This window comes from Undibacterium sp. GW821-FHT11B02 (assembly GCF_058808955.1).
On the sequence record NZ_JBXASD010000005.1, the window covers coordinates 440686 to 463014 of the forward strand.

General features: G+C 46.3%; 13 protein-coding genes. 11 read left to right on the forward strand and 2 right to left on the reverse strand.

Features of this window, described 5'->3' with window-relative positions; translation table 11 throughout:
* Positions 1–132: 132 nt before the first annotated feature.
* The gene (locus AC1RVX_RS13145; protein ID WP_493217037.1) at positions 133–2574 is read left to right on the forward strand and encodes a glycoside hydrolase family 2 TIM barrel-domain containing protein; all 2442 of its coding nucleotides are present in this window, start codon (positions 133–135) and stop codon (positions 2572–2574) included.
* Positions 2575–2716: 142 nt separating this feature from the next.
* On the opposite strand, the gene AC1RVX_RS13150 is transcribed toward AC1RVX_RS13145, so the two are convergent.
* Positions 2717–3958, reverse strand: coding sequence for an ABC transporter ATP-binding protein (locus AC1RVX_RS13150; RefSeq protein ID WP_493217038.1), 1242 nt, complete (start codon positions 3956–3958; stop codon positions 2717–2719).
* Positions 3959–4379: 421 nt separating this feature from the next.
* On the opposite strand from AC1RVX_RS13150, the gene AC1RVX_RS13155 reads away from it, so the two are divergent.
* The 9 genes from AC1RVX_RS13155 to AC1RVX_RS13195 all read left to right on the forward strand — a co-directional run bounded on the left by AC1RVX_RS13155 (position 4380) and on the right by AC1RVX_RS13195 (position 18269).
* Positions 4380–5789 carry a GH1 family beta-glucosidase gene (locus AC1RVX_RS13155; RefSeq protein ID WP_493217039.1) on the forward strand — a complete coding sequence of 470 codons (1410 nt, stop codon included), beginning with the start codon at positions 4380–4382 and terminating at the stop codon, positions 5787–5789.
* A gap of 141 nt (positions 5790–5930) precedes the next feature.
* Complete coding sequence (locus AC1RVX_RS13160) at positions 5931–6944, forward strand: LacI family DNA-binding transcriptional regulator (RefSeq protein WP_493217040.1); 1014 nt, start codon at positions 5931–5933, stop codon at positions 6942–6944.
* A 102-nt stretch (positions 6945–7046) separates the two neighbouring features.
* Positions 7047–9944, forward strand: coding sequence for a TonB-dependent receptor (locus tag AC1RVX_RS13165; protein ID WP_493217041.1), 2898 nt, complete (start codon positions 7047–7049; stop codon positions 9942–9944).
* A 98-nt stretch (positions 9945–10042) separates the two neighbouring features.
* Positions 10043–11572 carry a glucoamylase family protein gene (locus AC1RVX_RS13170; RefSeq protein WP_493217042.1) on the forward strand — a complete coding sequence of 510 codons (1530 nt, stop codon included), beginning with the start codon at positions 10043–10045 and terminating at the stop codon, positions 11570–11572.
* A complete protein-coding gene (locus tag AC1RVX_RS13175; RefSeq protein WP_493217043.1) occupies positions 11565–12920 on the forward strand; it encodes a sugar ABC transporter substrate-binding protein in 1356 nt (451 codons plus the stop codon). The genes AC1RVX_RS13170 and AC1RVX_RS13175 overlap by 8 nt, the downstream gene beginning before the upstream one ends.
* Before the next feature lie 17 nt (positions 12921–12937).
* Complete coding sequence (locus tag AC1RVX_RS13180) at positions 12938–13816, forward strand: carbohydrate ABC transporter permease (RefSeq protein WP_493217044.1); 879 nt, start codon at positions 12938–12940, stop codon at positions 13814–13816.
* A complete protein-coding gene (locus tag AC1RVX_RS13185) occupies positions 13813–14667 on the forward strand; it encodes a carbohydrate ABC transporter permease (protein WP_493217045.1) in 855 nt (284 codons plus the stop codon). The genes AC1RVX_RS13180 and AC1RVX_RS13185 overlap by 4 nt, the downstream gene beginning before the upstream one ends.
* Before the next feature lie 86 nt (positions 14668–14753).
* A complete protein-coding gene (locus AC1RVX_RS13190) occupies positions 14754–17867 on the forward strand; it encodes a discoidin domain-containing protein (RefSeq protein WP_493217046.1) in 3114 nt (1037 codons plus the stop codon).
* A 75-nt stretch (positions 17868–17942) separates the two neighbouring features.
* Complete coding sequence (locus AC1RVX_RS13195) at positions 17943–18269, forward strand: cold-shock protein (RefSeq protein ID WP_493217047.1); 327 nt, start codon at positions 17943–17945, stop codon at positions 18267–18269.
* Positions 18270–18425: 156 nt separating this feature from the next.
* On the opposite strand, the gene AC1RVX_RS13200 is transcribed toward AC1RVX_RS13195, so the two are convergent.
* Positions 18426–19511, reverse strand: a complete 1086-nt coding sequence (locus AC1RVX_RS13200) for a serine hydrolase domain-containing protein (protein ID WP_493217048.1) — start codon at positions 19509–19511, stop codon at positions 18426–18428.
* 620 nt (positions 19512–20131) lie between these two features.
* Between AC1RVX_RS13200 and AC1RVX_RS13205 the strand changes: the two genes are divergently transcribed.
* Complete coding sequence (locus tag AC1RVX_RS13205; protein ID WP_493217049.1) at positions 20132–22282, forward strand: hypothetical protein; 2151 nt, start codon at positions 20132–20134, stop codon at positions 22280–22282.
* The last annotated feature ends 47 nt before the right edge of the window (positions 22283–22329 follow it).

Genomic DNA, 22329 nt, shown 5'->3' on the forward strand with positions numbered 1-22329 from the left:
GCCCTGAGTATTCAGGGTTTGCCACCAGTACCTGCTCAAGAAGATGATTTTTAAGACTCTCATATCATCTGGCCTTTTGGCTGACTTACCATTGTCTGTCTAATTTATTCCGATTTTTGAGGTGATTGTCTCATGGGTCTGATCCATTTTTTTCTTCTATCCCTGTGGTGTGCTCTCAGTATCAGTCAGGCGAGCGCAGCTATCGAAGATGCGCCGCGCAGCGTGCAATTGCTGTCTGAAGGTTGGCGTTTCAGCAAGGGGGACACCAGCGGTGCCGAACAAACTGGTTTTGATGACAGCAAATGGCGTCGCGTGACCGTGCCGCATGACTACAGCATTGAAGGACCGGTAGCCCAGGATAATCCATCCGGGCCTGCCGGAGGCTTCTTCCCCGGTGGTGTGGGTTGGTACCGTCATACTCTGCATATTGATACATTGCAAGCAGGCAGACGCAGTTTCATTGTCTTTGATGGCGTCATGGCGAATAGCGATGTCTGGATCAATGGCCAGTACCTGGGGCACCGCCCGAATGGTTATGTCAGTTTTGTGTACGATCTGACTGCCTATGTTAAGCCCGGCGACAACATCATTGCAGTACGCTGTGACAATGCCAATGAACCATCATTGCGCTGGTATCTGGGGGCAGGCATTTACCGCCAGGTGCGTCTGGTCAGCACGGGCGATACCCATATCGAACCTTGGGGTACGTTTGTCACTACCCCCAAGCTGAAGAATGACAAGGCGACTGTGCATGTGCGCAGCAGCATCATTAGTCCGGATGGTGGCAGGCTGGTATTGCAGGTGCGCCTGCTTGATCCCAGCGGTGCGGTGTTGAAGGCAGTCAGCACGCAAGCCGTGCAAGCCAAGCCTGGCCAGACACTGCATCTTGAAGCTGATATCGCATTGAATAAACCGCAGCGCTGGGATATTGACAACCCCGTGTTATACACAGCTGCAGTCAGCTTGTTGCGTGATGGCAAAGCTGTGGACAATGAAGATGTTGCGTTCGGCATTCGCAGCTTTGAATTTAATGCAGCCAAAGGCTTTTTCCTGAATGGCCGCGCCCTGAAGATATATGGCGTTGGCCTGCATTCGGATGGTGGTGCCGTGGGTGCAGCAGTGCCGCTGGCCATATGGAAGCGTCGCCTGACCGAATTGCGCAAACTGGGCGTGAATGCGATCCGCACTGCTCACAATGCCGTTGCACCAGAATTTCTTGACCTGTGCGACCGCATGGGCTTTCTGGTCATGGATGAGTTTTTTGACCAATGGACCCTGGCCAAGGTACCGCATGACTACAGCCTGCATTTCAAGGAGTGGGCAGAGCGCGATACCGCCGACCTGGTGAAGCGCGACCGCAATCATGCCAGCATCGTCATCTATTCCATCGGCAATGAAATCCGCGATACCACGCAGCCGCAAGTGGCGTTTGAATGGGCAAAACGTCTGATCAGGGTCCATCATGAAGTTGACCCTACACGCCCGGTCACCCAGGCACTTTTCCGTCCCAATGTGACCAAAGATTATGACAATGGTTATGCCGATTTGCTGGATGTCGTCGGCCAGAATTATCGCGAAAAAGAAATTTTGGCAGCTTATGTACAAAAGCCCACGCGCAAGATACTGGGCACAGAAAATACCCATGAAGTCAATCAATGGGTAGCAGTGCGCGACCATACTGAATACGCAGGACAGTTCTTGTGGACTGGTGTCGATTATCTGGGCGAAGCCGGTCGCTGGCCAACCATAGGCACAGGTTCTGGTCTCTTGCTTAGCACGGGCTTGCAAAGACCGCGTGCTTATGAGCGCCTGTCATGGTGGTCAACTATACCCATGGTGAAGATAGCCCGTCGCGTTGCCACTGTTGGGCAGAATGTGGTGGAGCCAGTATTTGGGCCAGGTGCTGCACCGGCGGATCAGCCAGTCCAGGCGGTAGCCACAGCAAGGCCACGTTTCTCGCAACCACTGGTGGCCGATTGGTCGCCTGCCAATCACGAACCGCATGCTGAAACGCTGGAGATTTATACCAATGCCGATGAAATCGAACTCAGCCTGAATGGCCATCTGGTTGCAAGTGAAAAATGCCATGCCGACGCCACCCCCATCATCGTCAAACTGCCATTTGCAGCCGGTAGTCTGAAAGCTGTCGCTAAACGTGATGGCCAGGTTGTGGCCACAGATGAATTGCAAACTGCTGGCGGGCCAGCACGCCTGCAGTTATCTGCCGATACGACGCTGAGTCAGCATCTGAATGACGTGGCCCATGTGACAGTCACCCTGGTTGACGACAAGGGTGTTCGCATTCCAGATAATGATAGCGAAGTCGAGTTTATGGCAGAAGGGGAAGGAAAAGTCGTCGCCGTGGACAATGGTAACATGCAAGACCACGACCCTTACCAGGCTAACCGCCGAAAGCTGTATGACGGCAATGCGATGGCCATCCTGCGCGCCAACGCTAGCAATGGCAAGATCACAGTGCGTGTTCGTGTGCCAGCCATGCCCGATGTGCCAGCGAGTGTGGTGAGCATACTGGTAAAACCAGCTGCGGCTTTGGTGCCTCTGCGAAGTTTTTAAGCGTGTATTTATCGAGAACAACAATAAAGTGCTGTGCAATTTGACTGCCAGGGAAAAGAAATCTGGGGTCTGTCTTTCCCCGGCATTTGGTCAGTCAAACGCCAGAACAATGGTGATACTTGAAAAAAATAATCTCGCAGATTTAGTGAGAAATCATCGGCACTGTATTTTGATCCGGAACGTGACGATCTATTCGCAATGAAGGATGTTCAGTTTCAAAAAAATGCAACTTTTCAACAGCATAATAAAGCGTGACATCTTGCCCGATAACAGGAGTAAAGTCTGGAGGGACGCGCGCCACCACTTCTTGATCAGCGAATCGTAAATGAAGAAATGTTTCATTTCCTACAGATTCTATTGCTTCGAGATGCAGACAAAAAGATTGGTAAGTTCCACCTTGCTGCTTCTGATGCTCCAACAGTAAATCTTCTGGACGAATACCGACGATGATTTTTTGATTGACGTAGTTTTTTAAGAAATTTTCTTGTGGTGTCAGATAAAGCAAAGGCAAGAATGCATTCCCTAAAATTAGGGAAAATGTCGAGACACCATTCCATTCTTCTGCCAGGTCGCCATGGAAAAAATTCATGGATGGACTTCCTAGAAAACCTGCAACAAACATATTGCATGGTTTTGCGTACAAGTGCAAAGGCGTATCTATTTGTTGAATTTTCCCTCCTTGGAAAACAACAATGCGCTGACCTAAGGTCATTGCTTCAATTTGGTCGTGTGTCACATAGATCATTGTTGCATCGGACTCTCTGTGGAGGCGCGCAATTTCCATACGCATTGACATTCTTAGTTTTGCGTCAAGATTTGAAAGTGGCTCATCCAGTAAAAAGATGGACGGTTTTCTAATCAGAGCGCGTCCTAATGCTACACGTTGCCGCTGGCCCCCAGACAACTGGGCTGGGCGTCTTTCCAGGAGATCTTGAAGACCCAAGGTGTTGGCCGTACTTTTCACCCGATCTTTGATTTCTGCTTTTGACAGTTTGCGCAACTGCAAACTGAAGGCAAGATTTTCCGCAACGCTCATATGTGGATAGAGAGCGTAGCTTTGAAATACCATGGCAATATCCCGGTCTTTTGCGTCAACGTCATTGACAATCTCGCCGTCAATTTCTATTGACCCAGAAGAAACCGATTCAAGACCCGCAATCATTCTTAACAGGGTGGACTTGCCACAACCTGAGGGCCCGACGAGTACCAAGAGTTCTTTGTCATGGATATCGAAATTAGCCGCTTCGACAGCGCAATGTTGATTCGAATAAAATTTATTCACCTGCTTTAGCTTCACTTTAATCATTATCTCCGTCCTGTTTTTTGCACATTCAGTGTTTTTCTCTAAATTTTTGCTTGTAATTTGTTTGACTAAAGATATCATGTAATCGTTTACATTTCAGTATGTTTCTCTGTATATTGGCAAAGTAAAATGACTTCTACCGGACTTGAGTTGGCAGCAAAACAAATGACTTCATAGGGGGAGGTCAGTGAATGTGCTTAACAATCCATCGCCTACATTTAGTGAATCAAGTGCCCATGTTGGCATACTAAGTGCCAGGTGCCGTGGGATGTGATCAGGAATTGCTCCTCTTAAAGCATTTAATGTGCATATGCAATGCAGTGTTATTTACTTAACTATTTTGTTTGGCCAGTTATTTATGCAACGTGATTTTTGTTGTTTTCTATTTGAGGTTTAGTCGTAGTGCTTAAAAAAGTATACAAAAAATTATTTCATAATATAAAATGTAATCGTTTACATTAATTGCTATCCAGATCAAACGTAAGAGGAATCATTACCAGTTATGAACTCAAAAATTAAATTTCCAGAAGACTTTATTTGGGGGAGTGCTACATCCGCATATCAAATCGAAGGATCGCCTTTGGCCGATGGTGCCGGACCGAGTATATGGCAAAGATTCACGCGTACTAAAGGAATGATGGTCAACGGCGATCATGGTGACGTCGCTTGCGATCATTACAATCGCTATGAAAGCGACATTCAACTGATGCGGACGCTGGGTATGCAAGGCTACCGGTTCAGCATCAATTGGGCTCGTGTCATGCCGGCAGGCCGGGGCGCGGTGAATGAAAAAGGTATTGGGTTTTATGATCGCCTGGTCGATTGCCTGTTGGCAAATGGGATTGCGCCGAACGCAACACTTTATCATTGGGACTTACCGGCAGCCCTGGATGATCAGGGTGGATGGCTTAACCGCGATATCGCCAACTGGTTTGCCGACTATGCAGAGCTGATGTTCAGGAAGCTGGATGACAGAGTCAAGTTGTGGGCTACGCTGAATGAGCCCTGGGTGGTCACTGACGGGGGCTACCTGCATGGTGCTCTTGCACCTGGCCACAGGAATTTATTTGAGGCTCCTATAGCGTCCCACAACCTCTTGCGTGCACATGGTGCTGCGGTGCAAAGGTACCGCGCTTGTGGGAAGAATGAAATCGGTATTGTAGTCAACCTGGAGCCGAAGTATGCTGCAACGAATAAGCCAGAAGATTTGGCCGCAGTGGCTCGCACAGAAGCGTATTTTAACAGGCAATATCTGGATCCGGTCTTTCTTGGAAAGTATCCTGAAGAGATGTCTGACATTTTTGGGGAGGCATGGCCAAGTTGGCCGGAAGAAGATTTTGAACTGATTCGCCAACCCATAGATTTCGTCGGCATCAACTATTACACCCGTGGTGTATTTGAGCATGCAGAGGCGGCATGGCCAGTGAAAGTTGCCTATGTAAAACAAGCTGGTGCCACCTACACAGAGACGGGCTGGGAAGTCTTTCCTGAGGGCTTAAGTGAGATCTTGCTTTGGGTGAAAAACCGTTATGGAGACATACCACAATATGTCACAGAAAATGGCTCCGCATTCTATGATCCACCTGCTGCAGAAAGCGGCCGGGTAGTTGATCCACTACGTATCAATTATTTGTACAAGCATCTTCGGGAAATGCATGTTGCGATCGAGAATGGTGTCAACTTAAAGGGATACTTTGCATGGTCGTTTATGGATAATCTTGAATGGTCATTGGGATTTTCTAAACGGTTTGGATTAGTGCACGTGAATTTTGAAACGCAAGAGCGAACCCCTAAGGAAAGTGCATGGTACTACTCACAGGTGGTGGCAAGTAGAGGCGAAGTATTAAATTTGCCCGTGCCGTTCTATGGAGCTGATGTTAGTCGGAACTACGTATCGCGGTTAGCTCTGTAAGGTTATAGGTTTACAAAAAAAATGAAAACGGTTACTTTCATGCGTAGCACAACATATGTCCTACCAGATAGTAACCGGAGCAACTGAAGTGAAAAGCATAAAAGAGAAAGAAAACGACTCCAGCATAGTGGAGCAGATTAAGTGACAACAATCAGAGATATCGCCAGGCTGGCAAAGGTGTCGACGGCTACTGTGTCGCGGACTCTGAATGGAGATGCAAAGGTCAAGCCCGAGACTGCACTAAGGATAACAAATATCGCAGCACAGCTGCGTTTTGTGCCGTCAAATGCAGCACGTAGTTTGATCACTCGTAAGACAGAAACGATAGGGGTATTGCTGCCAGATTTGCATGGAGAGTTCTTTTCTGAATTAATTCGTGGAATTGATCAGGCAGCAAGAGGAAAGGCATTTCATTTGCTGGTGTCAAGTTCGCATGGCGACGTGTACGAGGCAGAGGCGGCTATCAAGGCGATGGCAGGCAGGGTTGACGGCCTGTTGGTGATGTCGCCACATTTGAATTCAGAATTTTTGACGAGTAAATTACCTCTGAAATTGCCAACTGTATTAATGAATACTCGTATTGCAGATTGTAAGCTGCCATCGTTTATTGTTGATAATTATGGTGGGTCCTATAGCATGATGCGGCACTTGGTCAGACAGGGACATCAGCAAATTGCAATGATTGCAGGTCCGGAAAAAAATTTCGAGGCTCAGGAGCGACTACGCGGTTACCGGGATGCTTTGAAGGAGTTTTTGCCAAAAGCCAAGGAACAAATATGGCTAGGCGACTTTACGGAAGAGTCGGGTTGGAAAGTCGGCGCTCAGGTTATTTCCATGCGTTCGCGCCCGGATGCAATTTTTGCTGCGAATGACATGATGGCGATTGGTTGTTTGTCGACATTGACAGATGCTGGGTTGAAAGTGCCGGATGATATTGCCCTGGTTGGTTACGATGATATTCCAACCTCGCGATTTATTTCGCCACCGCTAACTACTGTGCGGGTGCGCATCTCGGAAATGGGAAGTCTGGCATTTCAGAGTTTGGTTGCAATGATAGAAGAAGTCCAGACACAAAACTCTGATCAAACTATTGAGCCGCATATTTTGCGCACCGAGTTGGTCATTCGGAGTTCTTGTGGGGCAAAAAAACCATAAGTCGATAAGTTTGATAGTACGTGACGTCACATAAAAAGAAAGGCTTTGTAAAAAAATGTAACCGTTTACATTTATATATTTGAATATACTTTAGGAGACACCATGACAAAAAAAAATACTTTCAAGCGCATAGCTTTCGCAGTAGCTATCGGTATGTTGTTTGCAGAGCCAGCCATGGCTCAATTGAGCACTGCTACTATAAGAGGGCAAATCACGCAAAGTGGAACGCCTGCTACAGCCAACATATCTATAGTTGCTGTTAATACTGCAACTGGAGCGCGTTATAAGGGAATCACTGACACGGAAGGTCGCTATGTCCTTGTTGGATTAGCACCAGGCACCTATGAATTACATGTAGCCGACAGTAAAGCGGCTTCGAGCCTTGTCACGGTTAGCCTGGGGCAAACTGCGGCTCTTGACCTGGCGCTGGAGGGGGCAAGTGGCAAGCCAGATGAAAAAGTCGAAAAAGTTTATATTGTTGGAGATCTTGGTCGGAGCGGAGTAAAAAGTTCCGAAGTCAATACCAGTGTTTCACGCAGACAGATTGAAAATCTGCCGCAGATGAGTCGTAATTTTCTCGCATTTGCTGATCTGGCACCAGGTGTGCGTTTTGATACAGATGCGTCGGGTATCGGAAAAATACAAAGCGGTGCACAAAATCAGGATAACGTGAACGTCTTTATCGACGGTGTTAGCCAGAAAAATTATATTTTGCGAGGTGGCGTCACTGGATTGGATGCCAGTCGGGGAAATCCATTTCCGCAGTCCGCATTAGCAGAATACAAGGTGATTTCACAAAACTACAAGGCCGAATTTGATCAGGTCAGTAGTGCAGCGATTACTGCCGTAACCAAGTCCGGCACAAATCAATTGCATGGCGAAGTTTTTTTTGACCAAACTAGCGACAAATTTTCCGCCTATAGTCCATTTGAAAAAGAAAGTCGGGCACAAGGTAATGATCGCGCGGCTTATAAGCAAAACCAGTATGGCATGAGTATAGGTGGTGCTATGAAGGAAGATGTTGCTCATTACTTTTTTTCGTACGAAGGAAAGCGAATAGAGACGCCCCGCAATGTAAGTCTGGCGGATGTTTCTGCGATTTTGCCAAATACAGGGCTGGCAGCCAGCTTCTACGGTATGCAGGGTTCGAGAAATCAAGTTTTCAATGAAGACCTCTTATTTGGCAAGATTGATTTGGAAATAAGTGATAGTCAGAGAATGGAATTTAGCGCACGCATCCGTCGGGAAAAAGATCTTGTGGCTGAGGACTCGGGTCTGAGTGCGCCTGGTAACGACAAGGAACGTATTAACGACGAAAACCGATTCGACATTAAACATACCTGGACGAACAACCTTTTTCAAAATGAAGCACGCGCCGGCTACGAAAACTATGTTTTCAACCCACGCTCAAGCAGCAACGATCCGCTGATCAAATACTTCATTTCTCCAACCAATACTTTGGATGGTAAACGTAACGTGATCTGGACAGGCGGCTCACCGGACGCACAATATCGCCGTCAAAGCGGCCTGCTGCTTCAAGATGATTTGTCATACAACGGATTGCAGGGACACAGCATCAAAGGCGGCGCGAAATTCAAAGCCGTCGATATTGACTTATCAGGTACTTCCCGTTCTGTTGACGTGCTAAACAAACTTATCGACAACAAGACAGGTAACCCGATAGTGGGATTGTTGTCAGACAATCCGTCAGCAAACTATTTTCAGATAGACAAGGCATTGGACCCTGTTGCTGTCAAATATAGAGATAATCAATTTGGTCTTTATTTGCAAGATGACTGGCAAGTATCAAAACAACTTGAACTTAATTTGGGCGTGCGTTGGGACTATGAAACCAATATGCTTAACAATAGTTATGTTACACCAGCAGACAGGGCTGCCATTTTTAATAAACAAGATCCGCGGGACGGAGCGCCGCCAGGTCAGACTTACGCACAGTCTTTGGCTAAAGGCGGGGTGGACATAAATGGGTTTATAAGCACGGGTAATCGTAAGCCTTTCGCAGGAGCCATTGCTCCTCGCTTAGGGTTTTCGTATGACTTGACAGGTGACCGAAGTAAAGTGGTATTTGGTGGCATCGGGCGTTCATATGATCGCACTTTGGCAAATCATGCTTTGGATGAGTTGCAGCACAATATGCAACCGGGTGGTGAAATCTGGTTGGTAAAAAATGACTACAAGATGCCATATACTGACCAATTCAGTATTGGATTGCGCCAAGCTTTGGGCGCATGGAATGGGGAAGTAGGCGCAACCTATTCTCATAGCAAGAATCAATTCAACTGGTATGGCGGCAATCGTGATCCACAAGGTGGCTGGGGTACACAAAGCCCGATTGATCCGCTGTGGGGATCAGTTCCAGGATTTGGAACTTTAATCCTTGGCGACTTTATCTCGCAAGCAAAAACGACTACGGTTTACATGAAAATGGATAAACCTTATACCTCCGCTTCTGGCTGGGCTGCGGGGGTAACGTATACCTTTAGCGATGGGCAGACAACCAATAAAGAGTGGACCAACGATATTTTTAACTGGACCTATGGCCGATCTACTTCGGGCTGGAATCCTTCCAAAGATCTGGAGCGTCATCGTTTGGTAGCGTCCGCATTTTCAGACAACTTGCTTCCATGGGGTTTGATGATGTCCGGCAAATTAACTCTCGGCTCTGGTCTGCCGCACAGAATCACGGATTGCTCCACGGGCTTTAACAATTGCGTCTCCGTTAAAGGCGACGGTTCTTCATTCCGTCAACTTGATTTCGGTTTGGCAAAAAATATGGCACTGGGTATAGGCAAATTGATATTCAGAGTTGATATCGCCAACTTGTTTAATACGGTGAATTATGGCGGTGCAGATGACTGGGGTGGCGGTCCTGGTAACCCTCAAAATTACCTGGGAGGAGACAATGTCAATCTGGGGAAATATAACAGCCTGGCAGGCCCAATGCGAACAGTAAAATTAAGTGTGCGTTACTTATTTTAATGCGATATGACCCGTCAAAAGCGTTAAAAATATTCGTTTTTGACGAGTCATCTTTTTAAATTAATCTATACAGATTAGTCACATATTTCCGACATTAAATGATGAAAAAAAGCGCGCAATTTGTTTCTGGCTTATTTGCATTCGTGTGGCTAATTTTTGGTCTCAATGCTCCAGGTTTTGCAGAACAAAAATATGACAATAATACGGATGCAAAGGTCGCACGCGCGACAGTTCAGGCAAAGCCTTCCAACGCGTTGCCGCCACTATTTGATGATATTGAACGTCGCACCTTCAATTTCTTTTGGGAGACGACAAATCCCAAAAATGGTCTGACACCAGATCGATATCCTAATCCAGAAAAAACCTTTTCCAGTGTTGCGGCTATTGGATTTGCGCTGACTTCCTACCCAATTGGTGTCGAGCGTGGATATGTCACCCGCGATCAGGCAAGAGAGCGGGTGCTGACGACTTTGAAATTCTTTCATGACGCACCACAAGGCGCCTCGAAGTCGGGTGTTACGGGTTATAAGGGGTTTTTCTATCACTTCCTTGATACCAAAAATGGCTTACGGCAAGATACGACTGAGTTGTCGACAGTAGACACAAGCCTGCTCCTGGCGGGTATGCTATTTGTCCAGTCATATTTTGATAGTGATGATGCCAGGGACATGGAAATCCGGGGGCTAGTAGATTCCATTTATGGGCGCATAGACTGGAAATGGGCGCAGCAGCATTCTTCTTTGATCAGCATGGGATTTGATCCGGAGCATGGATTTATTGCACATGACTGGGTAGGGTATAACGAAGCAATGATTGTGTACATTCTCGCGTTGGGTGCTCCAGAGCAACAAGCGATAGACCCAAAAGCATGGAAAGAGTGGAGTCAACAATATGAGCAGACGTGGGGCAACTACATGGGGCAGGAACATCTTGGTTTTGCCCCAATGTTTGGACATCAGTATTCGCATGTTTGGGTTGACTTTCGAGGCATTAAAGACGATTTCATGCAAAAAAAAGGGATCGATTACTTTGAAAATAGTCGTCGTGCCACTTATGCACAAAGAAGCTATGCAATCGCCAATCCTGGAAAATGGAAGGACTACAGCGGCACTATTTGGGGGCTGACTGCGAGCGACGGACCCGGTGCAATGGTGACATTCGATTATGCTGGCGTGAAAAAGATGTTTCGCGATTACTCCGCTCGCGGAGCCGGAATTCGAGGTACTTTTGACGATGGTACGATAGCGCCAACCGCTGCAATTGGTTCGCTGCCCTTTGCGCCGGAGATTGTAATTCCTGCAGCGCAAGAATTACATAGGAAATATGGTTCCATGCTGTATTCCAGGTTTGGTTTCCTTGATGCGATCAATCCAAGTTTCGTGGATGATAAAGCAAACTTGACCGATGGTCGTTTTGTCAAAGGTGTAGGATGGGTTGCTAGTGACTATATTGGTATTGACCAGGGACCAATTTTAGCGATGATTGCCAATCATAGAAACGAGCTGATATGGAGTACGATGCGAAAGAATCCCTATATCGTACGCGGATTGCGGCGGGCCGGGTTTACAGGCGGTTGGCTGTCAAAAGTCAGTTGCCGTGACATGAGAACGAGCTGCACCAATGATTGATCATTTTTTTCGAAAAATCATTCAGTCATTGATTTTTTTGCCCACAAATTATCAACGCGCAGTGAAATCTGTCGGCACCATTTTCTGTGGTTTGATCTGCTGTACATGCATAACGTCCTGTAGTGATACCAAAACGGTATTAACTTTTTGGGTCATGGGTAGTGAGGGTGAGTTTGTTTCACAACTTCTGCCTGAGTTCGAGCGTACACATCCGACCATCAAAGTAAAGTTGGAGCAATTACCGTGGACTGCTGCGCATGAAAAGCTTCTGACTGCTTATGCTGGTGATGCTTTACCTGACATGGCTCAGATAGGTAATTCGTGGATACCCGAAATGGGTGCATTGAATGCACTGGAAGCACTTACGCCGTATGCGAAAAAATCAGGCACCTTTACATTGGATGATTTTTTTAATGGCATACTTGAAACCAATCGCCTCGGCAATGAGTTGTTTGGAATCCCATGGTACGTCGATACACGCCTGCTGTTTTATCGTCGGGATTTGCTTGAGCAAGCTGGATATGATCATCCTCCTGCTACCTGGGATGAATGGCGTAAGATGTTCGCGGCAATTTCAAAAAAATGGAATGGCGCACGCATGGGGATATTGCTGCCAGTGAATGAGTTCGAGCCCTTACTGGCTTTGAGCTTGCAGCAACCAGGCGAACTATTACGCGATGATGCGCGTTATGGAAATTTTTCTGGGCAAGGATTCAGTTCTAGCCTTGCTTTCTATACAGAAATTTTTTCCAAGGGTTACGCACGAAATTTGAGTAATAACCAAATCTCTAATGTGTGGGACGAATTCGCCAAGGGCAATTTTGTATTCTACATTTCTGGTCCTTGGAACGTCGGTGAATTCAAGCGCCGTATGCCTGCCAATCTCAAAGATGCATGGTCAACTGCAGCGTTACCTGGACCAAACGGCCCTTCCGCTTCAACAGCGGGTGGTGCCAGCATGGTTATATTTAATAATGCGAAACACAAAAAAGAAGCCTGGGCCTTAATAGAGTATTTGTCGCGATCTGATATTCAGCTACGTTTTCATGAGTTGACTGGCAATATGCCGCCACGTCGTAGCATTTGGCAAGATACCAGCCTGGCTAACGACATCCATGCCAAAGCATTTCGTGATCAGTTAGATAGAGTTAAAGCTGCACCCAAGGTGCCTCAATGGGAGCGCATCGTCAATGAGATGCAGTTGACTGCAAGTAAGATCGTGTTTGCACAGGAAAAAAAACTTAAATTTGACGTTAAAAATTATCAAAATGAATTGGATGCAACAGTCAACGGGTGGCTGGAAAAACGACGCTGGATGTTAGAGCGACATACCGTCGAAAAACCATAACGTGCTGGAGCAATAAGATGAAAAAGAATTTCGCAGCCTGGATCTTTGTTGGCCCGGCGTTGATAGTGATCGGCATATTTTTTGTCTGCCCGGTAGTGGTTGGATTTATATTGAGTTTGACCGATTTTGATCTTTACGCATTGGCAGATTTGCGCAACTTGCGGTTTATTTGGTTCAAAAACTATACAGATATTCTGCAGCTTCCATTGTTTTGGAAATCGTTACGCAACACGTTGTATTTTGTTGTTGTTGGCGTCCCTTTGTCTATGGCGATGTCACTTGCTAGTGCCATGCTGTTGCATTCAAAATTGGCGGTAGCCAAACCATTCTTTCGCACTGCCATGTTTGCACCTGTTGTGACCACCGTCGTTGCAGTTGCGGTAATTTGGCGTTACCTATTCCATATGCGCTATGGCCTGGTTAATTACTTCCTTAGCTACACCGGCATATCGCCCATTGATTGGTTGGGCGATCCAGATTGGGCGATGCCCACAATCATTGTTTTCGCAGTCTGGAAAAATTTTGGCTACAACATGATTATATTCCTGGCAGCTCTCCAAAGTATTCCAGAAGACTTATATGAAGCAGCACGCATAGATGGTGCATCGCATTGGCAACAGTTTCGATTCATCACGCTTGCGATGCTTGCCCCCACCATGCTGATGGTGGGCATCATGACATTGGCGGGCTATTTTCAAATGTTTGCCGAACCCTACGTGATGACTCAAGGAGGCCCTCTGCAAAGCACTTACAGCGTTTTGTATTTAATGTATGACCAGGGGTTCAAATGGTGGAACTTGGGTTCAGCGTCAGCAGTTGCTTTCATTCTTTTCATCTTAATGGCAACCATAACGAAAATCTTGTTAAGCATTTCTGACAGGAAGGGGAACGTATGAGCCATGCGATACATGCCCCTCGAAAAACAATATGGGTGGATTCCACTTACACAGTGATCGTCAATAGTCTGTTAGCTGGTATCGCATTTCTAAGCATGGCCCCCTTGCTCTGGATGGTATCTGTATCGCTGATGAGTCCTGGCGAGTCTGGCAATTTCCCGCCACCAATATTACCGGCAAATGCAAGTCTGTATAACTATAAAGTGTTGTTTACGCGCGGTGGCATGGGAGGATTTTTCATTAATAGCTTCCTGCTGGCGGCACTCACGACAACTATTTCATTGATTTTCAATGTCTCTGCCGGATACGCATTTGCAAAACTGCACTTTGCTGGACGTGAGCGTATTTTTAAAATGTTGCTGAGTGCACTGGTCATACCCGGCCAAGTGGCGATGTTGCCGCTGTTTTTGCTTCTCAAACATATGGGACTTGTCAATTCATATGCTGGTGTCGTGATTCCAGGTATGGCTGGAATTTTTGGGATTTTTTTAGTGCGGCAGTACGCCAGGACAATTCCTGATGATTTGCTCGAAGCTGCCCGCATGGACGGCGCAGGCGAATTGCTGATTTTCATCAAAATAGTTTTACCCATTCTCAAACCAGTATTAGCAAGCTTGGCCATCTTCACTTTTTTAGGCAGCTGGAATGATTTCATGTGGCCGCTGATTGTATTGACCGACAGCGCACTGCACACTTTACCTGTTGCACTGTCCGCTCTCTCAAGAGAGCATGTGCAGGATAGTGAACTGATGATGGCTGGTGCCGTCGTTACGATTCTGCCTGTATTGCTCTTATTCCTTGTATTGCAGCGGTTTTATATCAGCGGCTTAATGATGGGGGCCGTCAAGTGATGAATAGATTCGCTGCCCCGGGCATATTGTTGACTTGCTATTTTTTATTATTTAACTGTCAGCAGCTTGCCTGTGCTGGCAACAGTATGCCGCGTTTACTGGACGGTTTTGATATGCCAAGTGAGTGGAAAATGCAGGCGACTGATCAGATCAAGGCTAGTTTGCGCACGATTGAAGAAAGTGCCGATGGTACAAAAGCCATGTGCATTGATTATGATTTTAATGGCGTTTCTGGCTATGCGTCGGCTAGCCGCATGATGCCCATTGATTTTCCTGAACAGTTTGCTTTTGATCTGAAGATAAAAGGAAATGGCGGGCGCAATCATCTACAAATCAAATTGGTTGATGCTTCTGGCGAGAATGTCTGGTGGCAAAACAAAGCTGACTTTTTACCTCAATCGGAATGGAAAAATTTCCGGATCAAGAAGCGTCACCTGGATTTTGCCTGGGGGCCTGTGCAAGATCAACGTTTGCGTCACACAGAAAAAATAGAGTTGGTGATAGCTGCCGGCAAGGATGGTGGTAAAGGTTCTGTTTGCTTTAGCCAATTACGTTTCCAGGAAATTGATGTAAAACAAAATCAAAGTTCAGTTCCTCAGATTAACGCCAGTTCAGATTCTGCCGGAGCTCAACGTATTCTGGATAGCGAGAGTTCTACTGTATGGCGAAGTGATCAAAATCGTTCGCAAATGCTAACCGTGGATTTTCAAAGCGGTAGAGAATTTGGTGGTGTTATCTTACATTGGGATCACAAGTATTTCGCAAGCCGCTACTCGATACAATTGTCTGATGACGGACAAATTTGGCGAACCGTGCGCGAAGTTTTTGACGGTAACGGTAGTGATGATCCGCTAGATCTTCCAGAATCTGAAGCCCGTTTCTTGCGATTGGTTGTAGAGGGTGGACCAGAGAATCATTATGTTCTCAAAAATATTGAAATCAAAGACCTGGCATTTGGTAGCAGCACAAATGCATTCATTCAGGCAATTGCAAAGCAAGGAAGACGTGGCCGATATCCCCGGGGTTTCATGGGGGAGCAAACTTATTGGACAATTTTGGGTATCAATGGCGGCCAGGCTTCGGGTCTCTTCGGAGAAGACGGCACAATTGAAGCTCGTAAAGGTGGTTTCTCCGTAGAGCCGTTCATTCTGAATGGCAAGTCTGTGTTGACTTGGGCAGATGTGACCACATCGCAAAGCTTACAGGAAGGGTACTTGCCCTTGCCCAGCGTCAAATGGAAGACGAAAGACCTGGTAATGGAAATCTCCAGTTTCGCGACAGGATCTGCCATGCAATCTCAAATATTGGCGCGGTATACCTTACAAAATCTCAGCAAGAATAGATTGAATCGAACTTTGGCATTGGCAATTCGACCTTTTCAAGTAAATCCACCTGCACAGTTTTTAAATACATCAGGTGGTAGTAGTGAGATAAAGCATCTTGAATGGAAAAAACAAAATGTTTTTGTTGACGGAAGTCTGGGCGTTCGCAGTCTGAGTAAGCCAGCGAAGTTTCTTTCGACCAGCTTTGATGCAGGTCAAATTTTCGACCAACTTGGTGACGCAAATAAGCTGCCAGAAGTAAAGGAATTAGATGATAAAAGTGGGCGCGCATCCGGGGCCTTGCTTTATCCTCTGAGCTTGGCACCTGGTGAAAGTAAATCAATCATCGTTGCTCTGCCGATGACAGGTGTATTAGAGGAAATGCCGCAAGCTATAGATTCAGTTGAAGACTATTTTTCGACACAAAGAGAGTTGATCGCGGCCGAATGGAGAGCGTCTTTGAATCGGGTGACAGTGCGCCTTCCAGTGAGTCAGCAATCACAATTTAATGTAATGCGCAGTGCGCTGTCACATATCTTGATTTCCAGAGCCGGCCCCGCCTTGCAGCCAGGTACACGTTCCTATGCAAGATCCTGGATACGTGATGGAGCCATGATGAATGAAGGATTACTCCGTTTGGATCATAAAGAAACGGCAAGTGCCTTTGTGGAGTGGTATTCACATTTTCAATTTGCAAATGGCAAAGTACCTTGTTGCGTCGATCAGCGGGGGGCTGACCCAGTCCCGGAAAACGATAGTCACGGGCAGCTCATTTTCAGTATCGCTGAACTATATCGCTATTCCAGAGATACGGAACAGTTAAAACACTTGTGGCCACATGTTGAGCGGTCTTTCGCCTATATGGAACAACTACGTGCGAGTGAACAGAGCAAGAGAAATGAGGGAACGCCATACTACGGACTGATGCCTGCATCAATTAGTCACGAAGGCTATTCCGCCAAGCCCATGCACTCATATTGGGATGATTTTTGGGCATTGCGTGGGTACAAAGATGCTGTGTACATAGCAAGCATCCTCGAAAAAAAGGATCAGATACTTAAAATGACTCAAGCGCGTGGCGCGTTTGAGGCAGATTTAAAACGATCGATCGCCACCAGCACAAAATTGCATGCGATTGATTTCATACCAGGTGCCGCCGAGCTAGGTGATTTTGATCCCACTTCCGCCACGATTTCTCTGTCCCCTGCAGATGCAGGGGACATCATAGAACCGGAAATTTTACGTAACACCTTTGAGCGTTACTGGAAAAATTTCGTCACGCGCAGGGATTCAGACAAAAATTGGGATGCTTATACCCCGTATGAAGTGCGGACGGTAGGGGCTTTTGTCCGGCTTGGTTTTCCCGATCGTGCTCAATCTGCACTGAGCTATTTTTATAAAGATTTGCGACCAACTGGCTGGAACCAATGGGCAGAAGTTGTAGGAAGGGAGTATCGCAAAGAACGATTTATTGGCGATATGCCTCACGCATGGATTTCTTCTGATTACATTCGTTCATTTTTAGATGTATTTCTTTTTGAAGACGAGAAAAATAAAAGTATGACCTTAGCTGCTGGCATTCCTGATGCCTGGCTGGATGGTGAGGGCGTAGGTATTACGGGATTGCGTACCAGTTACGGAACAGTGAGTTACCAATTGAGACAAACAAAAAAAGAAATCATCTTAAACATTTCTGCCGGTATTGATATACCTGCTGGTGGAATCAACTATCGAACAAACATAAAGAACCTGGAGAATGTAGTTGGTGATGGATGGAGCTATAAAAGTGGGGTTCTGAATATTTGGAAACTACCAGCCACTATGCACATTTCTAAAGATCGTTTTGGAAAAAAGAATTCTGTGAGTATGGCCGATTAGCCCCCCCGTTTTAAGATAAAATCCTTTCGTCAATGTAAATTGAATTGTTTAAGTAGAAAAAGTGAGCAATTTTATATGGCACGAGATCCTGGATTAGAAGAATTAATTGCGGACGAGCTCAGCTCTATTCAAGGTTTATCTAACAAGCCAATGTTTGGAGGATGGGCGTGGTTGCTAAAAGGAAAGTTGCTCTGCGGTGCTCGCGCTGATGGTATGCTTGTAAGACTGGGGAAGGGCAACGATAGTTGGGCACTTGCAATCAAAGATGTTCAGCCGATGTTATCACGCGGGCGAGAAATGTCTGGCTGGGTTCGTGCTGGAGCAGATGCTTACGGCGACGACGAAATACGAAAGAAGCTTTTAGATTGTGCTTTACAGTATGTACGCACGCTATCAGATTGAAGGCACGTCTTTTCTGGATTTTGCACCTCAAATCGAAACTACTACAGTTTATTGTCGGCAAAAAGGTATCTGCGTGTTGCTTGCGACTATTCAATGAAAACGAGCATGGCTATGGCACCGTGTAGAATTTCCGGTGCATTTTTCGTTGCTCGTCAATCAATCATTTGTCGGTGCGGCTGCCATGATCAGTCCAAGTAGCTTTCCAAATTGCTTACTAGAGACGCCCTGATGTCCAGAAAGAGGATCAGACGTGCGAGCAGATTTGCTGTCGACCTTATGAACGATGACCAGTTCCTGGCTGGGAACAATGAGGACGTGTTGTCCAAAATGTCCCCATGCAGAAAATACTTTTCCATGAAAATGATTCTGAAAAGCCCATCCATTGATGCCGACCCACCACAAATAGCCATAGCCTGTCCTCGGTCCCGTCGTCGAGTATGCCGCAGTGCTTTCTGTTATCCATTCTGTGGATACCAGTTGCTTGTCCCTCCATTGTCCATTCTTTGCCATTAGCCAACCGACGCGGGCAAGATCGCGTGCGGAAAGACACATAATATAAGCAGGGTGATCCGACATACTGTCATATATGAATTTCGTGTCAGTGCTGTAATCGAAATTCTCAAATTGCAGCGGGGTGGCCAAGTCATCACGCAGGGATTCGAAAACATTTTTGCCGGTAAAGCCTTTGAAAATGCTGCCTAATGCGTTGAAGTCCCAATTGTTGTAATACCATTTTTCGCCTGGCTTGAAGCTGCCCCGTGTTGGTCGAAGTGCAGCCTGTTCATTTGTTTCGTAAGCGGCGGGATGATAAATTCCTGATCGTGCTTCCAATAATTGTTTTACTGTAGCCCCCTTTTCTATGTCCGATAAACCGCCTTTATCGCTGATATTCAATTCTGCCAATGTTTTGTCCAGTTTAAATATTCCACGATCGACAGCTATGCCGGTCAGAATGCTAAGTATGCTCTTTCGCATAGAATGAATATTAGTCGCTTTGCTTGTGTCGCCGTATTCATGCACGATCTTGCCATGGTGTATCACAAGATAGGAGTCGGTATCAACGGTTTGCGCGAAGTGGTCGGCATCCTTTAATTTTTCGAGTGACCATCCAGCGGAATCTGGAGGGACCACTTTGTCCCATGTTTTTCCTGGGAAGATTTCTTCCGCGCAGACGTGTAGGGAAAATCCTAATACGACCAAACTGATAAGTGCCCGGATGGCTAAGGTTTGCGATTCTTTCATGGTATTCCTATTTAACAGTTCCCCGGTACCAGCAGACGACAAATTCCGGGATTCACCAGATGGCGAAAAGTGCCATGATTTTACTCTCACGTTGTCAACGGAATATTGCTGATGTGTTTTCTATTGTTGTAGTTTAAGACAAAATATTACTGACTATTACTGTTCGACCATTTTGGCAAAATCAATGTCAATGTTCATTTAACTTTGAACAGCCGAAGCAGCTAAATCAAACACTTACGAAGTTGCGGGGAATTTATGTCTGAACCGAATTTTTGTTTAACCCTGAATCCGTAAATTTTTTATTTAAGGTGAGCTTTGGAAACGTCGGGGGGAAGAAAGGGGCGAACCATGCATATCCAGGAAGCTATGCATCGCTGTCTCCAAACTCAATGTAAGATATCAGCATTGATAATGTTTTTTTCTCCCGAAAACTTTCTTGAGACCTTCATTCTTGCTACAGGCAGGCGCGCAAGAATGCAGCATGTTCATACCGTATATCTTTATCAGCCGATATGATAGATAGGGGTTGCAGGTACGATTTAATGGCAATATTGGAATGCAAATAACTGGCAAGTTTCGTACGGATGTGCAACATCTGAGAAAACCTCACGGAAAATAATATGACATTGAACTCGTCTGCGCCGACCACCGGGCTACCGGATGACATTAATTCCCCGGATATGACCGGCGATCCTTCGTCTTCGCTCATAGAAGTGCAAGCAGATAACGTAAGGGATATCGTTTTTGACATACTGAATAACTATTCGGTAAGTGTTGATACGCAAAGCTATCCAACCAGCCTCTATGCGGAATCGCTTCTGTATATGGTGTATTGGTTCCATCGTCTGCGTGATCCTGTCCGCAAGAATGGTATCGAAGATTGCATCGGAAAATATTTGAATGTGGATCGCCAATCCGGAGTAGTGAACGCCTTATTGTCGGATCAGACGCTTAAGATCCAGGCGAAGCAACGAATTGATCGGGGCGTCATGGTTCGTAAGACTGTCGACATACTCGTTATGCGTGACGGACAGAATGGCAGGGAATTTCTTGTCCTTGACAGAACGTTTTTTCCTGAGGGTATGTCCCTGCCGGGTGGCTTACTGCAAGATGAAGATGAGCAAAATGAGTTTGGAATACCAGGCAATATTTTTGCAGCGCTTCGGGTAACGGGTATCAAAGTATTCGGATCAATAACACCAGCATATGGAATTTCAGAAACAGGGGGACGTAAATACTATTTTGTCCGGAATGAAGCGGTGCTCGAAACGAGAGGAAACACCGGAAACGAAGCCCGTATTTACATGGACAGAACCGTTTCTCACGGGTATCGGGACCATCTCAAAGACATTGCAGTACCATCAGATCCACGTCACATCGTGGACACGATTGGATTTCTCGTAGAAGTTTCTGATACTGACGGGGTTCTGGGCAGGTGGCTCCCAGAAAGTGTGATGACCACACCGAACGCGAAAGAAGGCAGTTTTGCCTTTGGTCATCACAAACAGATTGCCGCTGCACTGCTTGCAAAAAACTTTAGTAAAACCAAGGGTATTTCACATCACGAATGGATACGGGAATGGGTCAGCAACCCAGTGGAGTTATACCGTGAATTGCGTATGCGATTTGAGTTACATAACAACAGTCTGGATATGCCAGTACTGGAACTGTTACCAGTGGTCGAGTATTTTCGCAGCCAGATGGCACTCCCGGTGATGGAGGAAAAATGCCGCGACAATGCTGCACTTTCCTTTATGCGCGATCAGCTCCTGCATAAATTCCATCACGTGACAATACAGAACGGCGCAATGTGCCCCTATGCCCCGACCTTGCGTATCTTGTTCGAAGCAGTAGGCTTCTTTGATGTCGCCTGCCGTACAGAGAAGAGCCTGAGTACCCATTTTCAAAAGAAATACTGGTACCGTTATGAAGCGCTCATGCACCGGATTCCTGAAGTCATCATTATCCCGACTTTTGACAATATCTCTGCCACTGATCTCATGAAAATAAGAGGGACGCCGATCTATTTCATTGGGGTATCGACGGAGCCTGTGTATGTTGATGAGTTCTGGCAATCCCCACTCGAATTCCTCATCCACGACCTTAACCATGCCTGGAAGATGATGGACATGGATGACCGGTTTTTCCAACTCCGACCCGAGGTCAACAGGGATGAACTGATCAACACATCCAATGCTTTCATCCGTGAGTATTTCCCGACTATCGCCATCCAGAAAACAGATACAGAAGAACAGAAAGAAATAAAGAAGCTTAAGAAAATTATTCTGTTTGAGGTTGGGCATGAAGACGCCAGGCCTCTGCTGCCAAATATCGTCAGTGAAGCACTTCTGGAAGATGAGGGATACGAGTTTCCAGATAACGTCGTCCGTTATGGTGAAGATGGAACTCAGGCCTACCTGGAACAGCGCACCATTCCTGGTATCACTGCTCTTTCTTACGTCAGACATAAACTGCAGCACGGCTTTTTCGATCAGACTGATTCGCAGAACATCCAGATCGTCTCGCCGAAATATCGCTCAGTAAATTGGATTGTGAGAGCCGCGCAAGAATTGCTAACCGAAATGCAAGCGACAATTCCTCCTGCGGTTCAAGCCCAAGGTTTGACTGAATATCTGACGCGACAGGCATGTTCCAGAGGCCCGACGATCCTTCATTCACCGCAAAATTTGGACCCTGCTATAGAGCAGTATGGAGATGGAACGGTTTCTATGGAAAAGACACTCTCATCGACTGAAAATGCCATTGTTTAGTTTGACATTCTCAGTATGCATGAGAGCTCATTTCATATATGGGAGGG

Bases quoted from the DNA above. Each gene is read 5' to 3' on its own strand.
- AC1RVX_RS13155 (WP_493217039.1), top strand. From the start codon at position 4,380: ATGAACTCAAAAATTAAATTTCCAGAAGACTTTATTTGGGGGAGTGCT.
- AC1RVX_RS13180 (WP_493217044.1), top strand. From the start codon at position 12,938: ATGAAAAAGAATTTCGCAGCCTGGATCTTTGTTGGCCCGGCGTTGATA.
- AC1RVX_RS13145 (WP_493217037.1), top strand. From the start codon at position 133: ATGGGTCTGATCCATTTTTTTCTTCTATCCCTGTGGTGTGCTCTCAGT.
- AC1RVX_RS13150 (WP_493217038.1), bottom strand. From the start codon at position 3,958: ATGATATCTTTAGTCAAACAAATTACAAGCAAAAATTTAGAGAAAAAC.
- AC1RVX_RS13175 (WP_493217043.1), top strand. From the start codon at position 11,565: ATGATTGATCATTTTTTTCGAAAAATCATTCAGTCATTGATTTTTTTG.
- AC1RVX_RS13170 (WP_493217042.1), top strand. From the start codon at position 10,043: ATGATGAAAAAAAGCGCGCAATTTGTTTCTGGCTTATTTGCATTCGTG.
- AC1RVX_RS13165 (WP_493217041.1), top strand. From the start codon at position 7,047: ATGACAAAAAAAAATACTTTCAAGCGCATAGCTTTCGCAGTAGCTATC.
- AC1RVX_RS13185 (WP_493217045.1), top strand. From the start codon at position 13,813: ATGAGCCATGCGATACATGCCCCTCGAAAAACAATATGGGTGGATTCC.
- AC1RVX_RS13205 (WP_493217049.1), top strand. From the start codon at position 20,132: ATGACATTGAACTCGTCTGCGCCGACCACCGGGCTACCGGATGACATT.
- AC1RVX_RS13195 (WP_493217047.1), top strand. From the start codon at position 17,943: ATGGCACGAGATCCTGGATTAGAAGAATTAATTGCGGACGAGCTCAGC.
- AC1RVX_RS13190 (WP_493217046.1), top strand. From the start codon at position 14,754: ATGCCGCGTTTACTGGACGGTTTTGATATGCCAAGTGAGTGGAAAATG.
- AC1RVX_RS13200 (WP_493217048.1), bottom strand. From the start codon at position 19,511: ATGAAAGAATCGCAAACCTTAGCCATCCGGGCACTTATCAGTTTGGTC.